The following is a 21,330-nucleotide window of genomic DNA, read 5'->3' as shown; positions in this document are numbered from 1 at the left end:
TTTTTAGGAATTTTCCCCGTCTGAATTTTCGTCGGGATTTTTTTTATTTCCGTAGAAATAGAGTGAATGGTTGGTTATTTCAATATTAAAAACCTCTTCAATAGTTTTTTTGATACTGTGTATTCGCGGATCGCAAAACTCGATAACCTCGCCATCTGAAAGGATTACGTGATCGTGATTGCGGTCAAAATATGATTTTTCATAATGCGCCTGGTTTTGACCAAACTGGTGTTTACGCACCAAACCGCATTCCAAGAGCAATTCAATAGTATTGTAAAGCGTGGCCCGACTTACACGGTAATTTTTATTCTTCATATTTATGTACAGCGATTCGATATCAAAATGATCGTCGTGGTCATAGATTTCTTGAAGAATGGCATAGCGTTCAGGTGTTTTACGGTGCCCTTTATCTTGAAGAAAACCGGTAAAAACGTTCTTTACTATTGCTTGATTATTTGTGTCTGTTTTTGAGCTCATAATTAAAGATACAAAGTTACTCAAATTTTGGTTCTTCCCTTGTTCAATGTAAAGAAAAAGAAGCTTTGAAGTTTATACCAATTAAACATTCAAATTTTTTAATACGACATTTAAAAATCTAATTGAGATTATACATAATGCAACGGGAATTGGGTGAAATTTTGTAATGTGAAAAGTTACGAAGGTTATATTACGATATACCGCAATTTAGGGTAAGCATTGCGTTTTTGATGATTTTAAAGTCAGTCTAGTCTAATTTTTTCCACAATAGCATTTTACGTTTTTTTAATGATCCAAATATCTTGCGGCACATAATTTCCGTCTTCGGGTTTGGTTTCAATATGTTCTAATACCTCAACGTTATGATACAGTTGCTTCATAAATCCTTTGGGGTGAAATGCGGAATATGTTCGATGCCCTTCCTTTACATTTCCTCTAACAACCAGTTGATTATCATTATACTTCTTAAGTTCTGAATCTGTAAGTTTTACTCTGAAATTATCGCCTTGCGTTGTCAAAAACATGATCCCATTTGGTTTTAAAACCCGATATAATTCATTAAACCAATCATAATGTAATTGTTCTGAAAGATGGGTGAAAATCGAGATTCCATAAATTATATCCATAAAATCATCCTCGTATGGCAATTGTGCGGTTAACGAGTTTTGATTAAAATGAATCTCAGGCAAGTTTTTAGAGCACCAGGCTATCGTTTCCTTGTTATAATCAGTTGCGAAAAATTCACATTCGTTGCCTATCACGTTAGGTAAGTGGCGGATTATTCTCCCAGGGCCACATCCCCAATCCAATATTCGCTTATTTTTTAAATCAATATGTTTTTTGAAGTGATCTCTTAACCATTCGGCAGTACCAATACTATTGGTGTAATATTTTTCATAATTTATCTGGAATGATTCATAAATCAGGTAGTCCGGTGGAAGTTTTACATCGGGGTTCTTTAGTTTAAAAGACTTGTTTACTTTTCTATTGTCAAATTTCTGTTTGTAGTATCTTAACCAATCCGAGAAATAAATCAATCCTAGCTTTCTCAGTATATCCGAAATCTGTCCTCTTTTCATATATTAATTATCAATCTATTTTTTTTCAAATATACTTTTAATTACTAGTAAAATAACAATAGTGAATAGTTTATGGAAGGTCTTTTTCTGGGGTCCATATATGCGCCAGCTATCTATAGTTGTGTTTTTGTTCAATTACCGATTAAGGTTTTTAAATAGCTTAGGTCTGTTATGAAAACAACTACTCATTTCTTTTATGCTTAGGAATTGGGCTAGAAATTAATCTAATCGATTTAGATCACTCGATTTTTATAACAAGAGTTGTTTTAATTGTGGAGTTCATCCAGTGGATTCAGAAGTAACGTGAGGTTTTTAGGTGTTATGCGCTACATTCCAAATCTACTCCTTGCATATTTTTTACATTACACAATTATTCCTTTTTAAATACTTTTCCATTTTTAATTGCATATTTAATGTTCGAGCAGTTCTTTATATCTATTAATGGATTTAACTTTAAAACAACCATATTTGCCTTCTTTCCTTCCGCAATAGATCCAATAGAGTTTTCTTTACCTATCATCTTTGCATTTACAATAGTTGCAGCTCGAATAATATCTATCGGTTTCATCCCAACTTCTTTTTGTAGTGTATTCATTTCTTGAAAAATAGGAGCTATAGCTGTTAAATCATCTAGTTCCATATCGGTTCCCACGCCAACTTCGACTTTTTTTTGATAAGCGAGTTTTGTAAGAGCGATTCCTTTTTGAATTAAAGTAGTATCCTTAGGGTTATCTCTATAAACATTAACAGTGGCATCTAAAATGGTGTTATTTGCTTTTAGCGTTTTCATAAGTTTCGTAAAGACTGGATTATTAACTTCAAAATATTCGCGTTTACTATATCTCAGCGCAGCGTCAGTTGGCACATCATTTTCTTCTTCCCATGCAAGCAATGTAGCATGCGACAATACATCTACTCCAGCTATGCTAAGCTCAGATGGTTTTACGGGAAAGACGGTAGCATGTGCCCAAACTTTCATGTTTTGTTTATGAGCAGCAGCAACGATATTTTTTACTATGTTATAATCTAAATCAGCATATACTTTAATTCCTGTAGCACCGGTTCCTTTAGCTTCGGCAATTAACTGATTTAAATTAGAGGAAGAATTAATGGCCCGCATCCAAGGAGCTTGCCCTGCTTTTGTTCCCTTTGAGGCAGCCTTAGTCCTCAAGTCTTTAAAAAATGAATCACCAGCAAATAAAGCAGAAAAATAAATATCAGGAGCATTAATTTCATCGAGCAGAGCTAATCTAGACAAGTAGCTCAGATAGCGGGCATCACCTGCCATGTCCCTTACACTAGTTACACCATTGAACAGTAAGTAGTTGAGTCTTTGTTTTGTCACCTCTAAATTATCTTCACCTGAAGGGTCTGTCCCTAAATGAACATGTGCATCAATTAAACCTGGTATAATATAAAAGGTCTCTAAGTTGTAGTTTGACGCTCCCTCTTTATCAACGGAAGATTTGCCATAATTAATTTTTGAAATTATATCATTCTCAATCAAAATATTGCCAAGCCTAAATTCATCGGTTTGGAAATCTAAGATATACGCATTCCTAAGATAAATTTGAGTAGAGTCGTTTTTATCTTGAGCCTTTAGTGAAAAATTAAAGACTATTAAAAGGAAGGATATTAAGGTAGTGTTTTTCATTTTCTGATTGTAAGCAAGAGCTGGTATAAGAATAACTTCGGGTTTAAGTGTGCTGATTTTGAGTAATTATTTTTACACTTTGTGGGTTCTGGGAATTAGTAGGTTTTATTTTTCTATTACAGAGACTTGTTCCATTAAATAATGCTTTGTTCTGACCAGATTTAGTTAAGTTATAGTTTTGCCAAGGCGCAGTAGTACTTTCGTTATTTGAAGATTCTTAAATCGTATGCGTTAAGAAAGACTACTTTACTATTTCCAATAAGTTCCTTCAAAAAGGATTTGAAATAATTTGAATTTTCCCGAAAAGTCAACCATAATTTAATGCGGAAAATCTATTTTTAGTTATTTCAACTTTCAACTTTCAACTTTCAACTTTCAACTTTCAACTTTCAACGCTACAACCGCGTGACTTTATCAATTCCATTTATCTTTTTAATATTATCGACCAAATTATTTAAAATGGTTTTGTTTTTTACAATAACGATTATTTTGCCAGTGAAAATACCGTCATTACTGTCAAAATGCACACTTTTCATATCTATGTGAAGATTGCTGGAAACCACTTTTGTCACTTCATTTACCAGACCAATGGTGTCAATGCCGCTAATAGTAAGATTCGCCTTGAACTCGCGCTGGGTGGAATCAATCCACTTGGCGGGCATAATGCGGTAACTGTAATTGCTCTGAAGCTGCAGCGCATTCGGGCAATTTGTTTTATGGACTTTAATACCCTCATTCACCGTTACAAAACCAAACACATCATCTCCCGGAATGGGATTGCAGCAATGTGCCATTTTATAATCCAGTTTATCTTCGTTTTTTCCAAAGACAAGCTGATCATATTTTTCGGTGAGTTCTTCTTTATGAACATCATCGGGTTTATCTGGTTTGCGAATTCTGTTTTTAAAGAAACTGATAAAAGCGTTACTTCTGGAGGCAGCAAAATCTTTTAGTTTTTGATTGTCGATAATCCCTGCACCAACACGATAGTAAAGGTCCAGACTTGTTTTTACTTTAAAGAATACCACTAATTGATTTAGTGTTGTCTCGTCTAAACTTATTTTTAGCGACTTGAGTTTTCTCCCCAAAATTACCTTTCCTTCTTCGGCAAGCTGTTTTTTCTCATCTTTTAAGGAGGATTTTATTTTGGAACGCGCTCTTCCGCTGGTTGCATAATTTAACCAGTTAGCTGTAGGTTTTGCATTTTCTGAAGTGATTATTTCAACTTGGTCGCCACTTTTCAACTCAAAACTTAAGGGCACTAATTTTCCGTTAACCTTGGTGCCACGGGTGTGCATTCCAATTTCAGTGTGAATATGGAAGGCAAAATCCAATGCCGTTGCCCCTTTGGGTAGGGAATAAAGATCTCCTTTTGGCGTAAAAACAAAAATTTCCTTGGCGTAGAGATTCAATTTGAATTCTTCTACAAAATCCACGGCGCTTATTTCTGAATTTTCAAGGGTATCCTGAAGCTTATTTAGCCAGCTCTCTAATCCGCCGTCGTCTTTTTCGTTATTTTTATATTTATAATGTGCGGCGAATCCTTTTTCGGCAATCTCGTTCATACGGTCACTGCGAATCTGCACTTCTACCCAACGCCCTTTTGGTCCCATCACGGTTATGTGTAAAGCTTCATAACCCGTAGATTTAGGGGAAGAAATCCAATCACGTAACCGAATCGGGTTTGGTCTAAAATGGTCGGTGACAATGGAATAAATTTTCCAAGCGAGAAATTTTTCGTTTTCGGGCTGACTTTTATAAATTATCCGAACCGCGAATTTGTCGTAAACCTCGTCAAAGGTGACATTTTGGGCAAGCATTTTCCGATGAATGGAAAAGATCGATTTTGGACGGCCTTTGATTTCATATTGCAATTCTTCGGCGTCTAAGGAATCTTTTATCACCTTATTAAAAGCTTCAATATAGGCGTCCTGTTCTTCCTTACTTTCTTTAATTCTGCTTAATATATCAGTATATACTTCTGGTTCGGTAAATTTTAAACCGAGATCCTCAAGTTCGCTTTTTATATTGTAAAGCCCGATTCTATGGGCTAAAGGAGCATAAATGTAAAGTGTTTCCGAAGCAATCTTCCGCTGTTTATAAGCAGGCATAGAATCCATGGTCTGCATATTATGGAGGCGGTCCGCAATTTTTATAATGATTACTCGAATGTCCTCATTAAGTGTAAGCAGCATTTTCCGAAAGTTTTCCGCTTGCATGGAAACATCTTCAGACATGGAGATGTGGGCAATTTTGGTTAAGCCATCAACAATTCGCGCTACGGCCTTGCCAAACATGCGCTCAATGTCCTCCAAGGTGTATTCGGTATCTTCAACCACATCGTGTAAGAGGGCGGCTGCAATGGAAGTTGCATCTAGACCAATTTCTGCCGCCACAATTTTTGCAACAGCCACGGGATGAAAAATATAGGCTTCCCCGCTTTTGCGGCGTTGATCTTTATGGGCATCAACGGCAAGGTCAAACGCGCTGCGTATTAGTTTTTTATCTTCCTTGGTAAGGGTGCGATAACTGATCTTGAGCAACTGTTTATACTGCTTCGCAAGCTCTTTGTTTTCTTGTTCTAAGGCGGCTTCTGTCATAAATCTAAAAGTAATGATAAGTATTTTAATGGACAACAATAATTAATGCCAAGGCCTCCTATTAAAGAAAAGATAAATATTAATTATCGATACGGTTTTTTAAAATCGAGTTTATTTATCAAGTCTTCTGAATTGTCGCAACTGAATAAATATTTCTTATTTGATGAAGTTATTAACTGTATCACGTTACTTCGATCCTTCACAAAACTTTTGGAACCATCCATAGTAACACCTATAAATCCAAAAAAACCTTTGCTTCCGGCCGTCATCGTTAAGACCGTACCCGAAATGCTTTTAACTGATTTAATTTCAGAAAATTTAATTTCAATCTTTCCAATATTCTTTTTGAGAATAAGGATTTCGTTTTTAATAATAACTACCTGAAGCGAATTGAAGTAGAAATAAATCAAAAAACCTAAAAGTATTAAAGTTGCACCAATGCCAATAGTTATTTCATAGTGTTCTCTTATTAAAATGATGCTTATGATTATGGAAATTAGTAAGAGGATTCCGCCAATAGTGATTATTCTTACTGAATTGGAACTTCTGCTTTTATAAATTGTCATCTTTCAAAATTTAATTGATGAAATTTACAACATATAATTTGAAACTTCATCAACTGTCCAAGGTGTTTTCTATAGAAAGGAATTATTCAGGAGAAAGGTTGAAGTCTGCTTAAACATAACTTCTCAAGCAATTTTTAGTATTCTTAATCTTTTATTGGAATAAATAAAAAGGATAGATTTTATTTTTTTTTTCTATCACAATAATTATAAAAAAGTCTTCTGCTATGGATTCTATAGCAGAAGACCTTTTGGTTTTCTGATTAAGACTATTGTTTTATTAAATTTTTTACAATAGAAACTTGATCACTTTCAATGCGAACCATATAAATTCCCGAAACTAAAGATGAAATATTGACTGTCATTTCATTTTTCATTTCTGACAAATCTACATTGTTCACCATTCTTCCACTAAGGTCATATATTGTCAATTTTTCCAAGGACACCTCAGTTTGTAAAGTGAATTGTTTATTTGCTGGGTTAGGATAGATTTTTACGGCTCTTTCCAAAGAATTGGAATTGATTCCAAGAGACTCATTAAAGGATATATCCATCAGCAAATCTGGCCCATCAGATGATAATCCGCAATTTGTATAGGGAGACCAAGTAGTGCAACCACCGCCAAAGCCATCAAGGGGATTCTGCCAAGCGAATATGTCTCCGTTTCCATCACTTGCAGTACTCCAATACCATTGTCCTGCTAAAATTATATTTAAAATGGCATGCACACTTAACCAGTACTTAGTGCCACCAGATAAAGAAGGCCCACCTGAAAGCTCAAGCAAGAAACTCCCATCATTGTCTGCATCAACAGTGCCAGGAAAATTTTCAGTATATAGCAGAGTTCCAGGTAGCCCACCATCATCTTCAAACAATTTAAATACAATTCCACTGCCGGGATCTCCGGCAAAACCAGTTTCTGTGAGAGATCCAGTTATGAATACCTCACAAATTGTTGATTCACCAGAACCCGGAGCCTCAAAATCATCTGCTGCCAGGCAATCATAGGCATCGAAGTTTATTTCAAAATCTTGAGATGCTGCCCCTCGTCCACCATTTGGAATAGCATTGGTATAATTTGGAAGAGTTCCATTACAAGAAGCTAAATTGGAGAATGTAGTATTAGGATTGTATGAAAGTACCCCGGATGAAGCTACTGGAGTACTGTTTTCTCCGATTTGTTGCCCTAACATCGATAGCGTCAAGACTGCGCAGAATACGAAAGTTAAAGTATGTGTTTTCATAATTTTAAGAATTTAAGATTAGTAATTGTATAGAAAAATCATTGCATACTAATTAATTTTTTTAAGCCATAACTTCTTGACAATCTCAAACTTTTAGCTATAGACTTCTATGCCTTTATTTACTGAGTTCATTTTAATAAATATTAAGCCAATTGTCTATCCATACAATGCAAATGATGATTATTCTTTTAATACTTTAATCATACTGAATCTACCATCGTTTGCAGTAACCTTTAGAATATATATTCCGTTGCTAAAACCAGTAAAATCTATATGGTCCGAATTATTGTTTGATGCCACCAATTGCCCAAATATAGTATAGATCTCTAGTTTATTTATTGGTGCATTTGCCTTTATGTTTATGATTCCATCAGTTGGATTAGGGTATGCTTTAATGATGTTTTCAAAATCTGTATCGGCAATAGAAAGCGATTCACAATTATAGACCATAATTTCATCCAAGGCCCAACCTAATACACCAGCACATTTATCTGTCCCTACTTCAAACCTAAATTGAATAGTTGAATTTGCCGTTACTCCTAGGGTAGAAAGATCTATAACACTAGTTCCCCAAGTTAGAAATGCTCCTGCACCATCTGATGAAGTAAAACCAGGTTCGAGAGCCAAAGGGTTTTCCGTGTTGTACAAAAAATTGAAGTTATAAGGATTCTCAGTAAATGAAGATGACTCCACTAAATTCCAATCGCCTCCGTTTAGACTATACTTAATATTTGCACCGTCAAACCCTGCTTCTAAAGAAATTGCATGATTAAACGCCATTTCAAACGTGGGATTGGAATCATTTGGCATGGTAATAATTGGACTGGTCAACCGAATAATACCTTCTTGCCCGTTTGTTGTGCAATTGGCATAATAACCCGCTTGGCCGTAAGCAATAAAACCAGTTCTATTGGCAATAGGATCAGTATAAACCACCCAATCTCTCGGTACCCATAAAGATGGATGCACCGGGAGTTCCTCATGAGTCCAATCGCCAAATCCATTTTCCCAATCTTCAAAAAATATGGGGTTAGAAGTTGCGGCTTCACACAATTCATCAGTTAAAGGTTGCAAAATGGTGGTAAAACATGCAGCGGGTGGGTCGTTTCTTAATTCTACGGCAAGAATAACATTAGTAACTTGTGTAAGGTCATTTGCAGTAACTTCTTCCCCAGAAGGTCCGGTTGGGAATGCAGTGGACAAGCCTTCCAAGTTGATCCCCAATAAATCTGTCGCGGCTGCTTCTAGAGCATCTGCAAATAGTATAAAACCACTGGTTGCGGTTAAATATTGGCTCTGTGCTCTCCAAAAAATGTGGGCAGCTTTTGTAAAACCAATGCCAGAGATGGTTTGTCCATTATAATTGCCACCATCTACCAATAAGGCGTAAAGATGGTTGGGAACGCCAGAATTTGTATGTACGCCACCAAAATCGATTCCGGAACACCAAAACTGTGTATCACTTACTTTTCCAGGACTTCCCTTGCAAGTAGGGTCCCACATATCTCTTATCGCACCTCCCCAACCGCTTGCATCTTCACCTTCCATCCAACGATCAGAGCTACCGCAACCGGTTCTTAGCGAAAGATCTTCTCCGTCATCTTCATACCCATTCAATAAATCGATCGTTTCTCCCCAAATATCTGCATAAGATTCATCAAGTGCACCCGATTGCCAACTATAGATTAGGCCACCTGTATATTCCATATAAGCATGACCCCATTCATGACCTATAACATCATCTGCTGCTACATTATCACAAAAACTTGCAGTAATACCATTCCAAGTGGCATTTGGACAAACAATATTTGGATCATTATTAATTACCTTCATTGGTATATCTGCGCCATTGTAAGACACATATCCAAAGGCGTTTTTAAAAAAATTATAGGTATGCTCAGACGCCACCACTTCGTTCTGTTGCCATTGTGTAAGTGTTCCTGGAAATGGATCACCTTCCTGCCAAACAATATTTGAAGTTGTGCTTTCATAAATGGTGCGGTCTATGGCATGGGCTATTCCGGTATATTGTTCTATTACGGTGCCGGTATGTGCGTCTATAAAAAGAAATTCCCGTACATCTATAAGATTTCCAACTTCAACTTTATAAACTAAATGTTGCCCATCCCGATAGCCTTGAGTCATTCCTTTTTGAAATATGAACAAGTTACTTTCTATTATTTGTAAAGGAGCTCCTGAAAAATTGATGCTTTGGTTATGTATTGTTTCCAGAGCAATTGATGAAGCCCGTGATTGGGATATACTTGGAACAGGATTTACTTTAATATTAACAATATAATTTCCATTAATGGCAGTCAGCTTTTCTTCAATATTAAAATGAAAAATCAATTGGCCATCAAAAATGGGAACATCATTATAAACTTGGGACAACACAACGCGTTTTAATCCATATTGATCCGTTTCAGTAGTCTTCTGAATAAAAGATTCGTTTATGTTTGGTATATCGTAAATACCACTGTAATCGTTCAAAAAGGAAAGTGCTTTTTCATATACGGTATGACCTCGCAAATCCAAGGGTTTCGTATTTGGAAATCTAATGAATTGGACAATTCCAGAGTTTTTGTTTACGGTGATTACTGCATCTGTCTGTTTGCTTAAAGCATCAATAGATGTTTGAACGTTTTGAGCTAAGGCCAATGTGCCCATTAGAAGTAAACATACGAGCGTTGAAATTACTTTTTTTAATATTCTTGATGTTGCCTTTAAATAATGTGATTTAATGGCGCGAATTGTAAAGTAGTTTTCTGCTATTCTTACTCCCGAATTGATAAAGTTTAAATGTCCCATAATGATAAATTTAAATAGGTTAATATTCTTTTTTAAATCAATTGTGGGAGTTAGTATTTTTTTAAAAGTAATTAGGTAATCTTCTATAGGCTTGCATAAAAATTGTGCTAAAGCATCAATCGATGTTCGAACATTTTATGCGGGCAGCATTTATGATTCTTTTCATAATACTAAATTCTAATTTGGCCAATAATTGATAGTACCATCTCAATTTTTAATAGTATCAAAGTACATCAATAGCTATGTTTAGATGTTGTAAAAAACAGGCAATACCTAGTTTTATTTGGGCGTTTTGTTGAAATTTTCACGCAGTTCTATACGTGGCACGTCAGTGTAGCGTTGCAGTAGTAATAAAAAGAAGAATTTTAATTGAGTTGGAATTCCCAAACAGGCTAGTGAAGATTAAAAGATTTCCAGTTATATTATTGGAATTTTACTTTACCGTAATTGGAATGTAAAACTCTTTTAAAAGTGCCTTATAACGAGAGTCGTTTTTGTAAGGCTCGAATTCTGGACTTCCGTTTGTTAATGTAAAAGGATTATAGTAACTATATTTTACTTTATTTAAGCAATAATACATTGAATCCCGTTCCTTTAATATAGCATGCACATAGGCTCTGTAAAAATATTTATATTCTCCTTGTACAAAATATAATTTGTTGATGCTATCCAGTTTCGCTCTATCTCCTAACTGTGCATAGGTTTTCGAGAGCTCTGCATACTTAAATGCTTTTGGATATTTTTCTATTTCCTTTTGAGCTTCTTCATAGTTCCCAGTGTAGTATTGGTATTCCCAGGTATAATATCTTTTACTTTCTTCCGAAAGATTTTTAAAAACATCAGACTGAAGGAATTCGGCAGCCTTATTATGAAATCCATTTATCATTAAATTATTAATATAGAAAAATAAAAAATAATCATTTAACTCATAAGCCTTCTTAGCACATTCCATTGACTTTAATTTGTCTATGTATATTTGATTGTAACCTTGGGCCAAATAGTGGTAGTACATTGCTGCATTTTCGGGATCACTCTTAATTAAGGTATATGCCCAATCAAAAACGGGCTGCCAATCTTTATTTTTCCGACTTCTTAAATGTAAGCTAATTAGAAACCTCTCATCAGTAGGTATAACAAATCCGTAAGCTGTAAGATAGGATTCAGCCTCATCGAACCTTTTATTTAAAATTAATAACCATGCATATCTGGCAGTAATTTTCGGAGAAAATGGACTTAGTTTAGAGGCGATAGTTGCTTGATTGAGGGCTTGTTTTAAATCAGAATTTTCAGACTTAAGAAAATAATCTGCATACCAATAGCGTGTTTCGCTATCGTTTGGATTTAAGGCGATGGCTTTTTTAAAATACTTTTCACTCTCACTCCAATCATTACCCAATAAGAGTCTCGCTTTAACCGCATTGGCCCTGGCAGAATTCGGGTCTATAGCCAAAGCCTCATTAGTATAAATTTGGGCTTCTTTTACGTATTTATTATTACCACTTAATTCGTAGTTAATGGCAACCACGAGATTTGTCGACGCCACCTAGGCATAGGCCTCTACAAAATTGGAATCTAAAGCAATGGCTTTCTTATTGTTCTCAATGTTTTTTTCTAAATCCTCAAATTTTCTACTTTCATTGATCAAGCTGCCTTCCAAATGTAGTGCATAAGCCTCCATATTTTTTGTGGGGTAGGCATTTAAGGTTTGCTCCTCTATTGGAGTCAGGATTGTTTTAAATTGACTTAATACCTCTTGGGCTACATTGTTCTGGATATCTATAATATTATTGAAATCATCAGAGTATTCTTTGGACCAAATATAATTGTCGTTACGATCAATCAACTGAACAATGATTTTTGTTTTATTGTCATGTAGTACCACACTGCCTTCCAGAATATATGAGACTCCCAACTCCTTAGCAATTTCTGGAATACGTTTTTCTGAATTTCTATAGGTAGATGAAGAAGTAAAAGAAGTGACCGTTACATCTTTTATCTGTGCCAAGGAATGTAAAATATTTTCTGAAACGCCATCGCAAAACCATTGGTTGTCCTGTTGACTCAAATCTTTAAATGGTAAAACCGCGATAGAATTGGGTAGAGAATTATTTTTTGCCGCTATGTCATTTACAATAAAATATCCTACTAACAAAGCCAGAAATACAATACCAATATAGAGAGTCGATTTGCTTGTAATAAAACTACGCAAGGTTTGCTTGGGCTTGATAGTATCCAATTCCTCCGAACTAAGTTTTCGGATTTTAAACTCACCTGGGGTAATACCATAATATTTGCTAAAGGTTTTACTAAAATAAGATGCACTGTTAAAACCTACTTGATATGAAATTTCAGCAAAAGAGAGCTCGGTTTCCTGAATTAATCGGGCAGCTTCCTTTAATCGAATATCCCTAATATATATATTTGCCGATTTTCCTGTGGCGGCCTTTATTCTCCTGAGTGTTTGAGATGTACTCAATCCTAACATTGATGCAAGGCTACTTGCTCCGAAATTTTCCTCGGAAAGATTGCTCATCACAATACCATGCGCTTTTTCTATAAATTTTTTACTCATTTCATTTATATGAAATCCCAAATAAAGATAGCTTTTTTTTGCCAATTATTTATAGTGTTCAAATCTTATAGCGGCTTGTATAAAACCGCCTTTATCATTTGAATATCAATTATATGTGAAAACTTAAAATAGTTTTATAGTGGTAAGCCAACCAAATCTTTTGAAGGGATTACCTCTTGTAGAAAATAGAACTTCCTATATGAAATTTTGATTGATGAAATCTACAATATATAATTATACAAATGTCAAAACTTCACCAACTGTCCAAGGTGTTTTCTATAGAAAGGAATTATTCAGGAGAAAGGTTGAAGTCTGCTTAAACATAACTTCTCAAGCAATTTTTAGTATTCTTAATCTTTTATTGGAATAAATAAAAAGGATAGATTTTATTTTTTTTCTATCACAATAATTATAAAAAAGGTCTTCTGCTATGGATTCTATAGCAGAAGACCTTTTGGTTTTCTGATTAAGACTATTGTTTCAGTAAATTTTTTACAATAGAACCTTGATCACTATTTACACGAACAATATATACTCCTGAAGTCAATGATGAAATATCAATCGTTTTTTCATTCTTCATTTCCGACAAATCTACATTGTTTATTAATCTTCCACTAAGGTCATATATTGTCAATTTTTCCAAGGACACCTCAGTTTGTAAAGTGAATTGGTTATTTGCTGGGTTTGGATAAATCTTGACAGCTGTTTCCAAGGAATTGGAGTTTGTTCCTAGAGACTCATTAAAGGATATATCCATCATCAAATCTGGTCCTGGAGATAATGAACAGTTTGTATGGGGCGACCACGTAAAACAGCCAAGACCAAAACCGCCAAGAGGGTTTTGCCAAGCATAAGGATTTCCATTCCCATCTGTTGCGGTATCCCAATACCATTGTCCACCATTAATGTTCAATATGGCCTGAACACCTATCCAATATGTTGTACCACCCATTAATTCAGGTCCTCCAGTTAGACCTAATATAAAATCCCCGTCATTGTTGTCATCTATAGTTCCGGGAAAATTTTCAGTATATATTATTGTTCCTGGTAGCCCACCATCATCTACAAATAATTCAACCACTATTTCGCTGCTAGGATCTGCAGCAAAACCACCACCAGAAAATCTACCAATTACGGATACTTTGCAAATTGTGGATTCCCCAATACCGGGAGCCTCAAAATCATCTGCTGCCTGGCAATCATAGGCATTGTAGTTTAAATCAAAATCTTGAGATGCTACCCTTCCTGAAATACTTGTAGTACCGTTGGTATAATTTGGAAGAGTTCCATTACAAGAAGCTAAATTGGAGGCTGAAACCTTAGAATTGTATGTCAGCTCGCTAGAAGATACTATTGGCGCAATATTTTTTTTGGCTTTTTGTCCTGACATAGATATTGTCAGGATTGCGCACAATACGAAAGTTATTGTAGCTATTTTCATAATATGAAATTTAAGATTAGTGTTTTATAAGAATTTCAATTCAATCTGAAATAATAAATCCGATCGATTTTTTGGCATTTCCTGAATTTAGGATAAGTATATAAGAACCGTTGGCTAAATTCTCTAGGTTAATTTCAGAATTACTTGTACCTGCAGGTAAGTCTATGGCATCAAGGTAAACACGTTTTCCTAGTAGATCGTAAACTTCAACACGAGCGATAAATCCAATTTTGGCATTCTCAACCCGTAATGATAAGAGTCCATTTGATGGGTTAGGAAATATAAATATTTCTGTCGCAAACTGCTGATCGTATTCTCCTATGCCTAACCAAGCAGATAAATCAGCTTCGTCAAATCCGGCGCTAATTGGTTTGGCAAGTACGGCCGCCGTTGCTAAATTGGCTTTCACTACGTTTTTCATAAATTCAAAATCGAGGGTGCCTAGGCTATCGCCGGGAGTATGATAGTTTTCATTTCTAAAGTCGGCAGTATCAGTTAGCATCAGCGCTTGTAAACCAGCATCCCAAAAACTTGCGTGATCACTTCTGCGAAGATCCGGTACGCTCTGGCCCGTACCAGCTACAGAGACCGTAATTAATCTTAATTCCGGAACATAGTTTTCTGAAGCATTAATAAAGGCTGTTAACAGCGGATTTGAGAGCGTGTTGCCAACGCCAAATAGAAAATTCCCTCTGTAATCGTCATCTGCAATCTCTTGTACAGCTTCTGGAAAAAGAGTGCCGAAACCCGCAGGTAAGGTTTGCGAGTTTGGCACATCAGAATAGAACCCAATCATCTCCATATTTAAAGTTCCCTGTAAATCCTCAAAAGGTTTAATACCATTGTAAATGTACCGATCACTTCCGTTAGGCCATAAACTTTCCTCAGCATCAAAACCAATAAATCGAATGGAATGTTCAAAGGTATATTGCGATAATATGCGAAGTGCTTCAAGTGTTCCTGCTACTGCTGAGCCGTTATCGTCAGCAGCCGGACTGCCGGCCACACCATCAAAATGACCGTCAATAATATAAGTGATACCCTCATCTTTTACACCAGGCTTTCGACCAATGATATTCTGCATAGTCACACCTTCAGTCGTGAAATCATGGCGTTCGGTTTGAAGATTTGCATCTATAAAAGCACCTTCAATAAATGTACGTACTTCCTCCAGATGGACGGGTGCCGTTAAATAATGCCGCTCCCCTTCAATAAATTGTAAGTTGCTTAATAATCTTGCTTCATCAACCTGGCTGACCATTTCGGCAATATCAACGGGTTGATTGTCTGAGGCATAGAGTTTAATATCCACACTTCTAATTCCTACAGTTAAGTCTGAGTAATTCCAAGAAAAAGAATGTACGGGATAAGGATGAATACCAGAACCAATATCTCCTGAAATGTTTAATTCTGGGATTGTTTCAAAATAAATTCCATCATCTAAAGACATTTTAAGCCATACTTCACATAAATCATTTTCGGCGTCGTTTAAGGAGTAATTAACGGTAAGTGTTTTTGCGCTTTCATCTACGATTACATCTGTAATTTCGATTTGTGGTGCAGTGTTTTGAGCAAAACAGGCGAGTGTGAAAATGCCAAACATAAATGTTAGAAAATTGTTCCGTTTGCCAAGCCCGTACCCACTTTTGGAAGGGTCAGGTTTATTGTTGTCTTTTAATTGGAATGGAGCCTCGTGTTTCGCAAAGTAGTTTTTGCATGTTTTTGCTCCGGAATTGATAAAGTTTAAATGTCCCATAATATTAAATTTAAAGAGGTTAATATTCTTTAATAATCAATATTGGGGAGTTTAGTGGTTTAAATGTAAGGTAGAAATTTTATAATGAGTTGTATAAAAGCGTCCTTTATTAATTGGCAGTCAGTTAATTAATTTATTTAAAAGGATTTTGTAGTTATTTTCCAAGTAAAACTTTTGAAGTTATAACTTCTTGAAGAAAATGGAACTTGTCTATATGAAATTTTGAGGGACAGGCTCCACAATACTTTTTAAAGTCTTTGGAGAAGTGGGGGAAATCATAATAATTGCAAAGCGCACTTAAGGATTGATAATCTATATGGGAATCCGGTTGAATTTCGGCAAACATAAAATTAAAACGGATAATACGCTTGAAAGCAGTAGGAGTAATGCCAACCATTTTTTTAAACTTTTTTTGGAAATATCGTGGACTAATCCCCAAACCACTTGTAATCTCAGTAAGTGAGCAACACCCGTAAGTTTCATTTATTTTTTGGATAGCTGAATCAATTACATTTAATTGTGGTTGAGCGGTTAATAACTCATGGAGCAGAAGATTTTCAATAAGCTTTATTTTTGGAGCAACTTCTTTTAATGAATCAAACTGTTTCGTGAATTTTTGAAAATCATTGCGGAAGAGACAAGTAGTTGCAATAACACTATCTGTGATTGTGGGCATATCCAATCCAAAAAGATGCCATAATCCCGTTGGTTGTAACCCTACACCATAGAAATCTACAAGATCCGAGTCTGAATTAATATAGTAGTGTTGCGTTTGCTGGCCAACTGTATAGAACCTTGGAAGCTCTTTTATTTTATTGTTTTGAAATATATAGAAAGAACCACAAGAATGAAACCCCATATATCCAAATCCATTAGGTAAAGAATATTCACTAATTATATAGTCATAATCCGACTTTCTACATTTTATAGTATAGTAAAAAGCGATGTAGGGCTGTAGTGTTTTGGATGGAACATATCTCTGAAACATCTCATTTACTTTAAGATTTGATGTTAAAATTTCTAACTATTAGATAGTTAGTAAATTACGATAAATAATTGAACTAATGTAGGATTAAATCCCCCTAAATCCATGGAAGTTTCCCTCATTAAAGTTTGATGATTGTATCAGTTAAGTAACTACATTCAATTTATTTCTTTTTTGAGTATTATTTTTTAACAGAAAGAAAAATTATATTTTAATAATAGGCTACGAAATATAATTCCAAATATTGCGATACTTCACCAATCGTGCATACGTATTCTTTATAGGAATGTTTTCTTCAGAAGAAAGGTTGGGGTCTGCTTTTAAAACCTGCATTGCATAACTTCTGGCAATCTTTAATATTTCGGAATCCTTTACTATATCTGCAATGCGAAGGTTTAAAACGCCACTTTGCTGAGTTCCCATCATATCGCCGGGACCACGGAGCTTTAAATCTACTTCGGCAATTTCAAAGCCGTCACTGGTGCGGACCATGGTTTCTAAGCGGGTTTTCGCATCCGCGGAAAGTTTATGGCTAGTCATTAAAATACAATAACTCTGCTCGGCACCACGTCCTACACGACCACGCAATTGATGTAATTGTGAAAGCCCAAAACGCTCTGCACTTTCAATAATCATCACACTGGCATTTGGAACATTTACGCCAACTTCTATAACCGTTGTGGCGACCATAATTTGGGTTTCACCTTTTACAAAGCGATTCATTTCATACTCTTTGTCGGCTGGTTTCATTTGTCCGTGCACGATGGAAACTTGATACTCTGGCAAGGGGAAATCACGCGTAATACTTTCGTACCCGTCCATCAAATCTTTGTAATCCATGGTCTCGCTTTCCTGAATTAAGGGGTACACAACATAGACCTGCCTACCCTTGGAAATTTCGTCTTTTATAAAGTGAAAAACCTTCAGTCTATTTGCATCAAAACGATGTACGGTTTTGATATCTTTTCTACCTGGAGGAAGTTCGTCAATTACACTAATATCCAGGTCTCCGTAAATACTCATGGCAAGGGTGCGGGGGATAGGGGTGGCGGTCATAACTAGAATGTGCGGGGGAATAGCCCCACGAACCTCCTCAGAGGCGCCTCCTTTATGCCAAAGTTTGCTTCTTTGTTCCACGCCGAAACGATGTTGTTCATCTACAATGGCAAGCCCTAAATTTTTAAACTTCACCTTGTCTTCAAGCAAGGCATGCGTACCGATCAAGATGTCTAACTTGCCATTTTCCAATTTTTCATGAATTTTCCTTCGCTTTGAAGTTTTTGTTGATCCAGTTAGTAATTCGATACTTATATTCAAATTATCACACAATTCAATTAAACCTGTATAATGTTGGATCGATAAAATTTCTGTCGGCGCCATTAAACAAGTTTGAAAACCGTTGTCAAGTGCTATCAGCATTGACATTAAAGCCACTATAGTCTTCCCAGAACCTACATCGCCTTGGAGAAGTCGGTTCATTTGCGCATTGCTCCCTAAATCATTGCGGATTTCCTTTATAACCCGTTTCTGTGCATTGGTTAATTCAAAGGGTAAATGTTTAGAAAAAAACGTGTTGAAATTGTCGCCGATTTTATCAAAAGTATAACCTTTTATTTTCGATTTATGGAGCAAGTTTTTTCGAACTAATTGCAGTTGGATATAGAACAATTCCTCAAACTTTAATCGGTATTGTGCACGTGCCAAATGTGCTTGACTTTTTGGGAAATGTACATTGAAAAGTGCATCCTTTTTAGACACTAACTTTAACTCCTCCAAAAGTGGTTTGGAAAGGGTTTCTGCAAAGTTGTTTTTGCTCTCAATAAATAGCTGCTGCATCAAGGTATTTATCACCCTGTTTGTGATGCCACTGTTCCCTAATTTTTCGGTGGAAGGATACACAGGTTGCATGGCTGAACGGATACTTTTTTCGTGTGTTTCCACCAATTCCATTTCAGGGTGCGGCATGGAGAAACTACCGTTAAAATAATTCGTTTTTCCGAAAATTACATACGGCTTGTTTATTTTTAAACTCTCGCGAATCCATTTTTGGCCACGGAACCAAACGAGTTCTATTTGGCCGGTTTCGTCTTTAAAAGTTGCAACCAATCGCTTGCCACGCTTTTGTTCTACGGTTTTAATATGTGTGATTTTTCCAACTATCTGAACTTCGGCGTTGGTTTGCTGTAATTGCGCTATTTTATAATATTGGGTACGATCCAAATAGCGATTTGGAAAGAGATTGAGCAAATCTTGAAAACTATGGATTCCAAGTTCTTTTTTTAGCAAATCCGCCCTATTGGGGCCAACGCCTTTCAAATAAACGATAGGGGTTTGCAAGAAATTGGAATTCATAAACTAGCTTCGTTTTTTGTAATAAAAATACTGATTAACTCTTGGATTAAAGTTTAAAAGATATATTTGTTAATATATTTTGCTAATTTAAACAATCCATTGTTTGAAATGCTAATCAAAAATCGCTAAAATATCAAATTGATCTGGTTTTAGCACGCGATCTTTTTTAATCTCAAAAACAACCTAAAAATGAAAAAAAACTACTTCTTATTTGTTTTGGCCATGCTACTGCAAATTTCAGCTTTTGCTGAACCCCTTACTACCCCCGAACTTACAACCCGATTGACGGAAGATTACCCTATTGAAATGCCCACATTAAAGGCATATCCTATATATATGAATGCTATTGTTGATAGCACCGACATTATTTCGGAAGTAATAATAAATATCGACGGAACCGATTATCAAGCGGAAGCTGATACTGGTTTTTACTATTACCTTTGGACACCTGATAGTTATGGGAGTCACGAAATAATAATGACTGCTAAAACAGATAGTGGTGATGAAACCTCAATCACTAGAAACGTGGTTGTTACTAACAGTGCTTCTACCCAAATGGTTACAAGTTTGGAGGACGTGGTTATCGAATTTACGGGTGAAAACAGTCGTTGGTATTACGGTACCTATACATTTCCTCAGTTTGTAGGCGCTTATAATGATATCAATGCATATTTAGATGTTGCCTGTCCAAGTATCTCTGGAGGTTGTGACGATTGGGATCGTTGGGCTTTTATTGATGTAAAAGCTCCAGATGGAAACTGGATACAATTAATTAGATATATTACTCCTTATGGAGTGGCTTGTAGCCACGAATTGGATGTTACGGATTATATGTCGCTTCTTCAAGGCGAAGTGGAAATCCGCGTGTTCATTGACACTTGGGGAACTGGTGGATGGCAATTATCTTTAGATACAAATTATACTGCTGGCGCACCAGAGTTCGCTTACAGTAACGTAGTGGAAATTTGGGATGATGCTTATCCATTTGGCGATATGGACAACCTAGAGCCAGTTGAAACTTTTAATGTTGAAATTCCGGAAGGAGTGCAAGCTTCACATTTGCGCGTTTCAAATACCGGTCATAATTGGGGTTCGCTTAACTCGGGGAACGCTGCTGAATTTTTTAACGCCACCCATTATATTGATGTAAATGGCACCCAAGAATTTACCCAACATTTGTGGAATCAATGTAATCCAAATCCGGATGGTTGTACCGGACAGCAAGGTACTTGGCAGTATAATAGAGCGGGCTGGTGCCCAGGAGCTATTTCGCAACCAGATAGTTATGACTTAACGGCTTATGCAGGCACCACTATCGATCTGGATTATCGTTTCCACCCAAGTTACAGAGATTATTGCCATCCAAACAATCCCAATTGTGTTACTGGGCAGACTTGTGCAGATTGTAATGACGGTTCCAATCCTGTTTATTATGTGGATACGCACATTATCAATCAAAGTAATAACCCAATGGTTTATGGAAACACCTTGGGGATTAAAAATATAGATAACACCCAGGTTTATGATATAACGGTTTATCCAAACCCGTCATCGGGAGTCTTCCAAATAAAAACAGCATTTCCAGAGTCAACGTCTAGTATGACTATTAATACTGTGGATGGAAAGTCAGTGAAGACCTATTATTTTAAATCTGCTGCCCAGTTGAACGATTATTCGTTTGATGTTTCTAATCTTTCAAAGGGAGTTTATTTTATAAACATTGAAAACTCTTATGGAACTGGAGTGAAAAGAATTATTTTAGAGTAGGAAAACCTATAGCATACATTCTAAAAAGGTTA

General features: G+C 36.0%; 14 protein-coding genes. 1 reads left to right on the top strand and 13 read right to left on the bottom strand.

Annotated elements, in window-relative coordinates; translation table 11 throughout:
* Positions 1–3 precede the first annotated feature (3 nt).
* The 13 genes from G440_RS0114540 to recG form a co-directional block, all read right to left on the bottom strand.
* On the bottom strand, positions 4–477 hold the full coding sequence (locus tag G440_RS0114540; protein ID WP_026451979.1) for a Fur family transcriptional regulator: 474 nt from the start codon (positions 475–477) through the stop codon (positions 4–6).
* Positions 478–752: 275 nt separating this feature from the next.
* Complete coding sequence (locus G440_RS0114535; protein ID WP_026451978.1) at positions 753–1,556, bottom strand: class I SAM-dependent methyltransferase; 804 nt, start codon at positions 1,554–1,556, stop codon at positions 753–755.
* A gap of 370 nt (positions 1,557–1,926) precedes the next feature.
* The gene (locus tag G440_RS20035) at positions 1,927–3,210 is read right to left on the bottom strand and encodes an amidohydrolase family protein (protein WP_051285400.1); all 1,284 of its coding nucleotides are present in this window, start codon (positions 3,208–3,210) and stop codon (positions 1,927–1,929) included.
* Between the two features lie 395 nt (positions 3,211–3,605).
* Positions 3,606–5,810: a RelA/SpoT family protein gene (locus tag G440_RS0114525; protein ID WP_026451977.1), complete on the bottom strand. Its 2,205-nt coding sequence runs from the start codon at positions 5,808–5,810 to the stop codon at positions 3,606–3,608.
* An 83-nt stretch (positions 5,811–5,893) separates the two neighbouring features.
* Complete coding sequence (locus tag G440_RS0114520) at positions 5,894–6,376, bottom strand: PH domain-containing protein (RefSeq protein ID WP_026451976.1); 483 nt, start codon at positions 6,374–6,376, stop codon at positions 5,894–5,896.
* A gap of 266 nt (positions 6,377–6,642) precedes the next feature.
* Entirely contained in the window at positions 6,643–7,617 is a 975-nt protein-coding gene (locus G440_RS0114515; RefSeq protein WP_084426817.1) for a T9SS type A sorting domain-containing protein, read from the bottom strand.
* A gap of 180 nt (positions 7,618–7,797) precedes the next feature.
* Entirely contained in the window at positions 7,798–10,425 is a 2,628-nt protein-coding gene (locus G440_RS0114510) for a M4 family metallopeptidase (RefSeq protein WP_245574866.1), read from the bottom strand.
* Positions 10,426–10,858: 433 nt separating this feature from the next.
* The gene (locus tag G440_RS0114505; protein WP_157418006.1) at positions 10,859–11,968 is read right to left on the bottom strand and encodes a tetratricopeptide repeat protein; all 1,110 of its coding nucleotides are present in this window, start codon (positions 11,966–11,968) and stop codon (positions 10,859–10,861) included.
* A complete protein-coding gene (locus G440_RS0114500) occupies positions 11,969–12,997 on the bottom strand; it encodes a helix-turn-helix domain-containing protein (RefSeq protein ID WP_157418004.1) in 1,029 nt (342 codons plus the stop codon).
* 472 nt (positions 12,998–13,469) lie between these two features.
* Positions 13,470–14,438, bottom strand: coding sequence for a T9SS type A sorting domain-containing protein (locus G440_RS0114495; RefSeq protein ID WP_084426814.1), 969 nt, complete (start codon positions 14,436–14,438; stop codon positions 13,470–13,472).
* A 40-nt stretch (positions 14,439–14,478) separates the two neighbouring features.
* Complete coding sequence (locus G440_RS0114490; RefSeq protein WP_026451970.1) at positions 14,479–16,194, bottom strand: M28 family peptidase; 1,716 nt, start codon at positions 16,192–16,194, stop codon at positions 14,479–14,481.
* 154 nt (positions 16,195–16,348) lie between these two features.
* On the bottom strand, positions 16,349–17,182 hold the full coding sequence (locus tag G440_RS0114485) for a helix-turn-helix domain-containing protein (RefSeq protein WP_034259623.1): 834 nt from the start codon (positions 17,180–17,182) through the stop codon (positions 16,349–16,351).
* A gap of 219 nt (positions 17,183–17,401) precedes the next feature.
* Positions 17,402–19,531, bottom strand: a complete 2,130-nt coding sequence (gene recG / locus G440_RS0114480; protein WP_026451968.1) for an ATP-dependent DNA helicase RecG — start codon at positions 19,529–19,531, stop codon at positions 17,402–17,404.
* 189 nt (positions 19,532–19,720) lie between these two features.
* On the opposite strand from recG, the gene G440_RS0114475 reads away from it, so the two are divergent.
* A complete protein-coding gene (locus tag G440_RS0114475) occupies positions 19,721–21,298 on the top strand; it encodes a T9SS type A sorting domain-containing protein (RefSeq protein ID WP_026451967.1) in 1,578 nt (525 codons plus the stop codon).
* The last annotated feature ends 32 nt before the right edge of the window (positions 21,299–21,330 follow it).

The sequence above is a fragment of the Aequorivita capsosiphonis DSM 23843 genome (assembly GCF_000429125.1).
GTDB lineage: Bacteria > Bacteroidota > Bacteroidia > Flavobacteriales > Flavobacteriaceae > Aequorivita > Aequorivita capsosiphonis.
The sequence above is the reverse complement of the archived record's forward strand: the minus strand, read 5'-3'. Positions and strand labels throughout refer to the sequence as shown.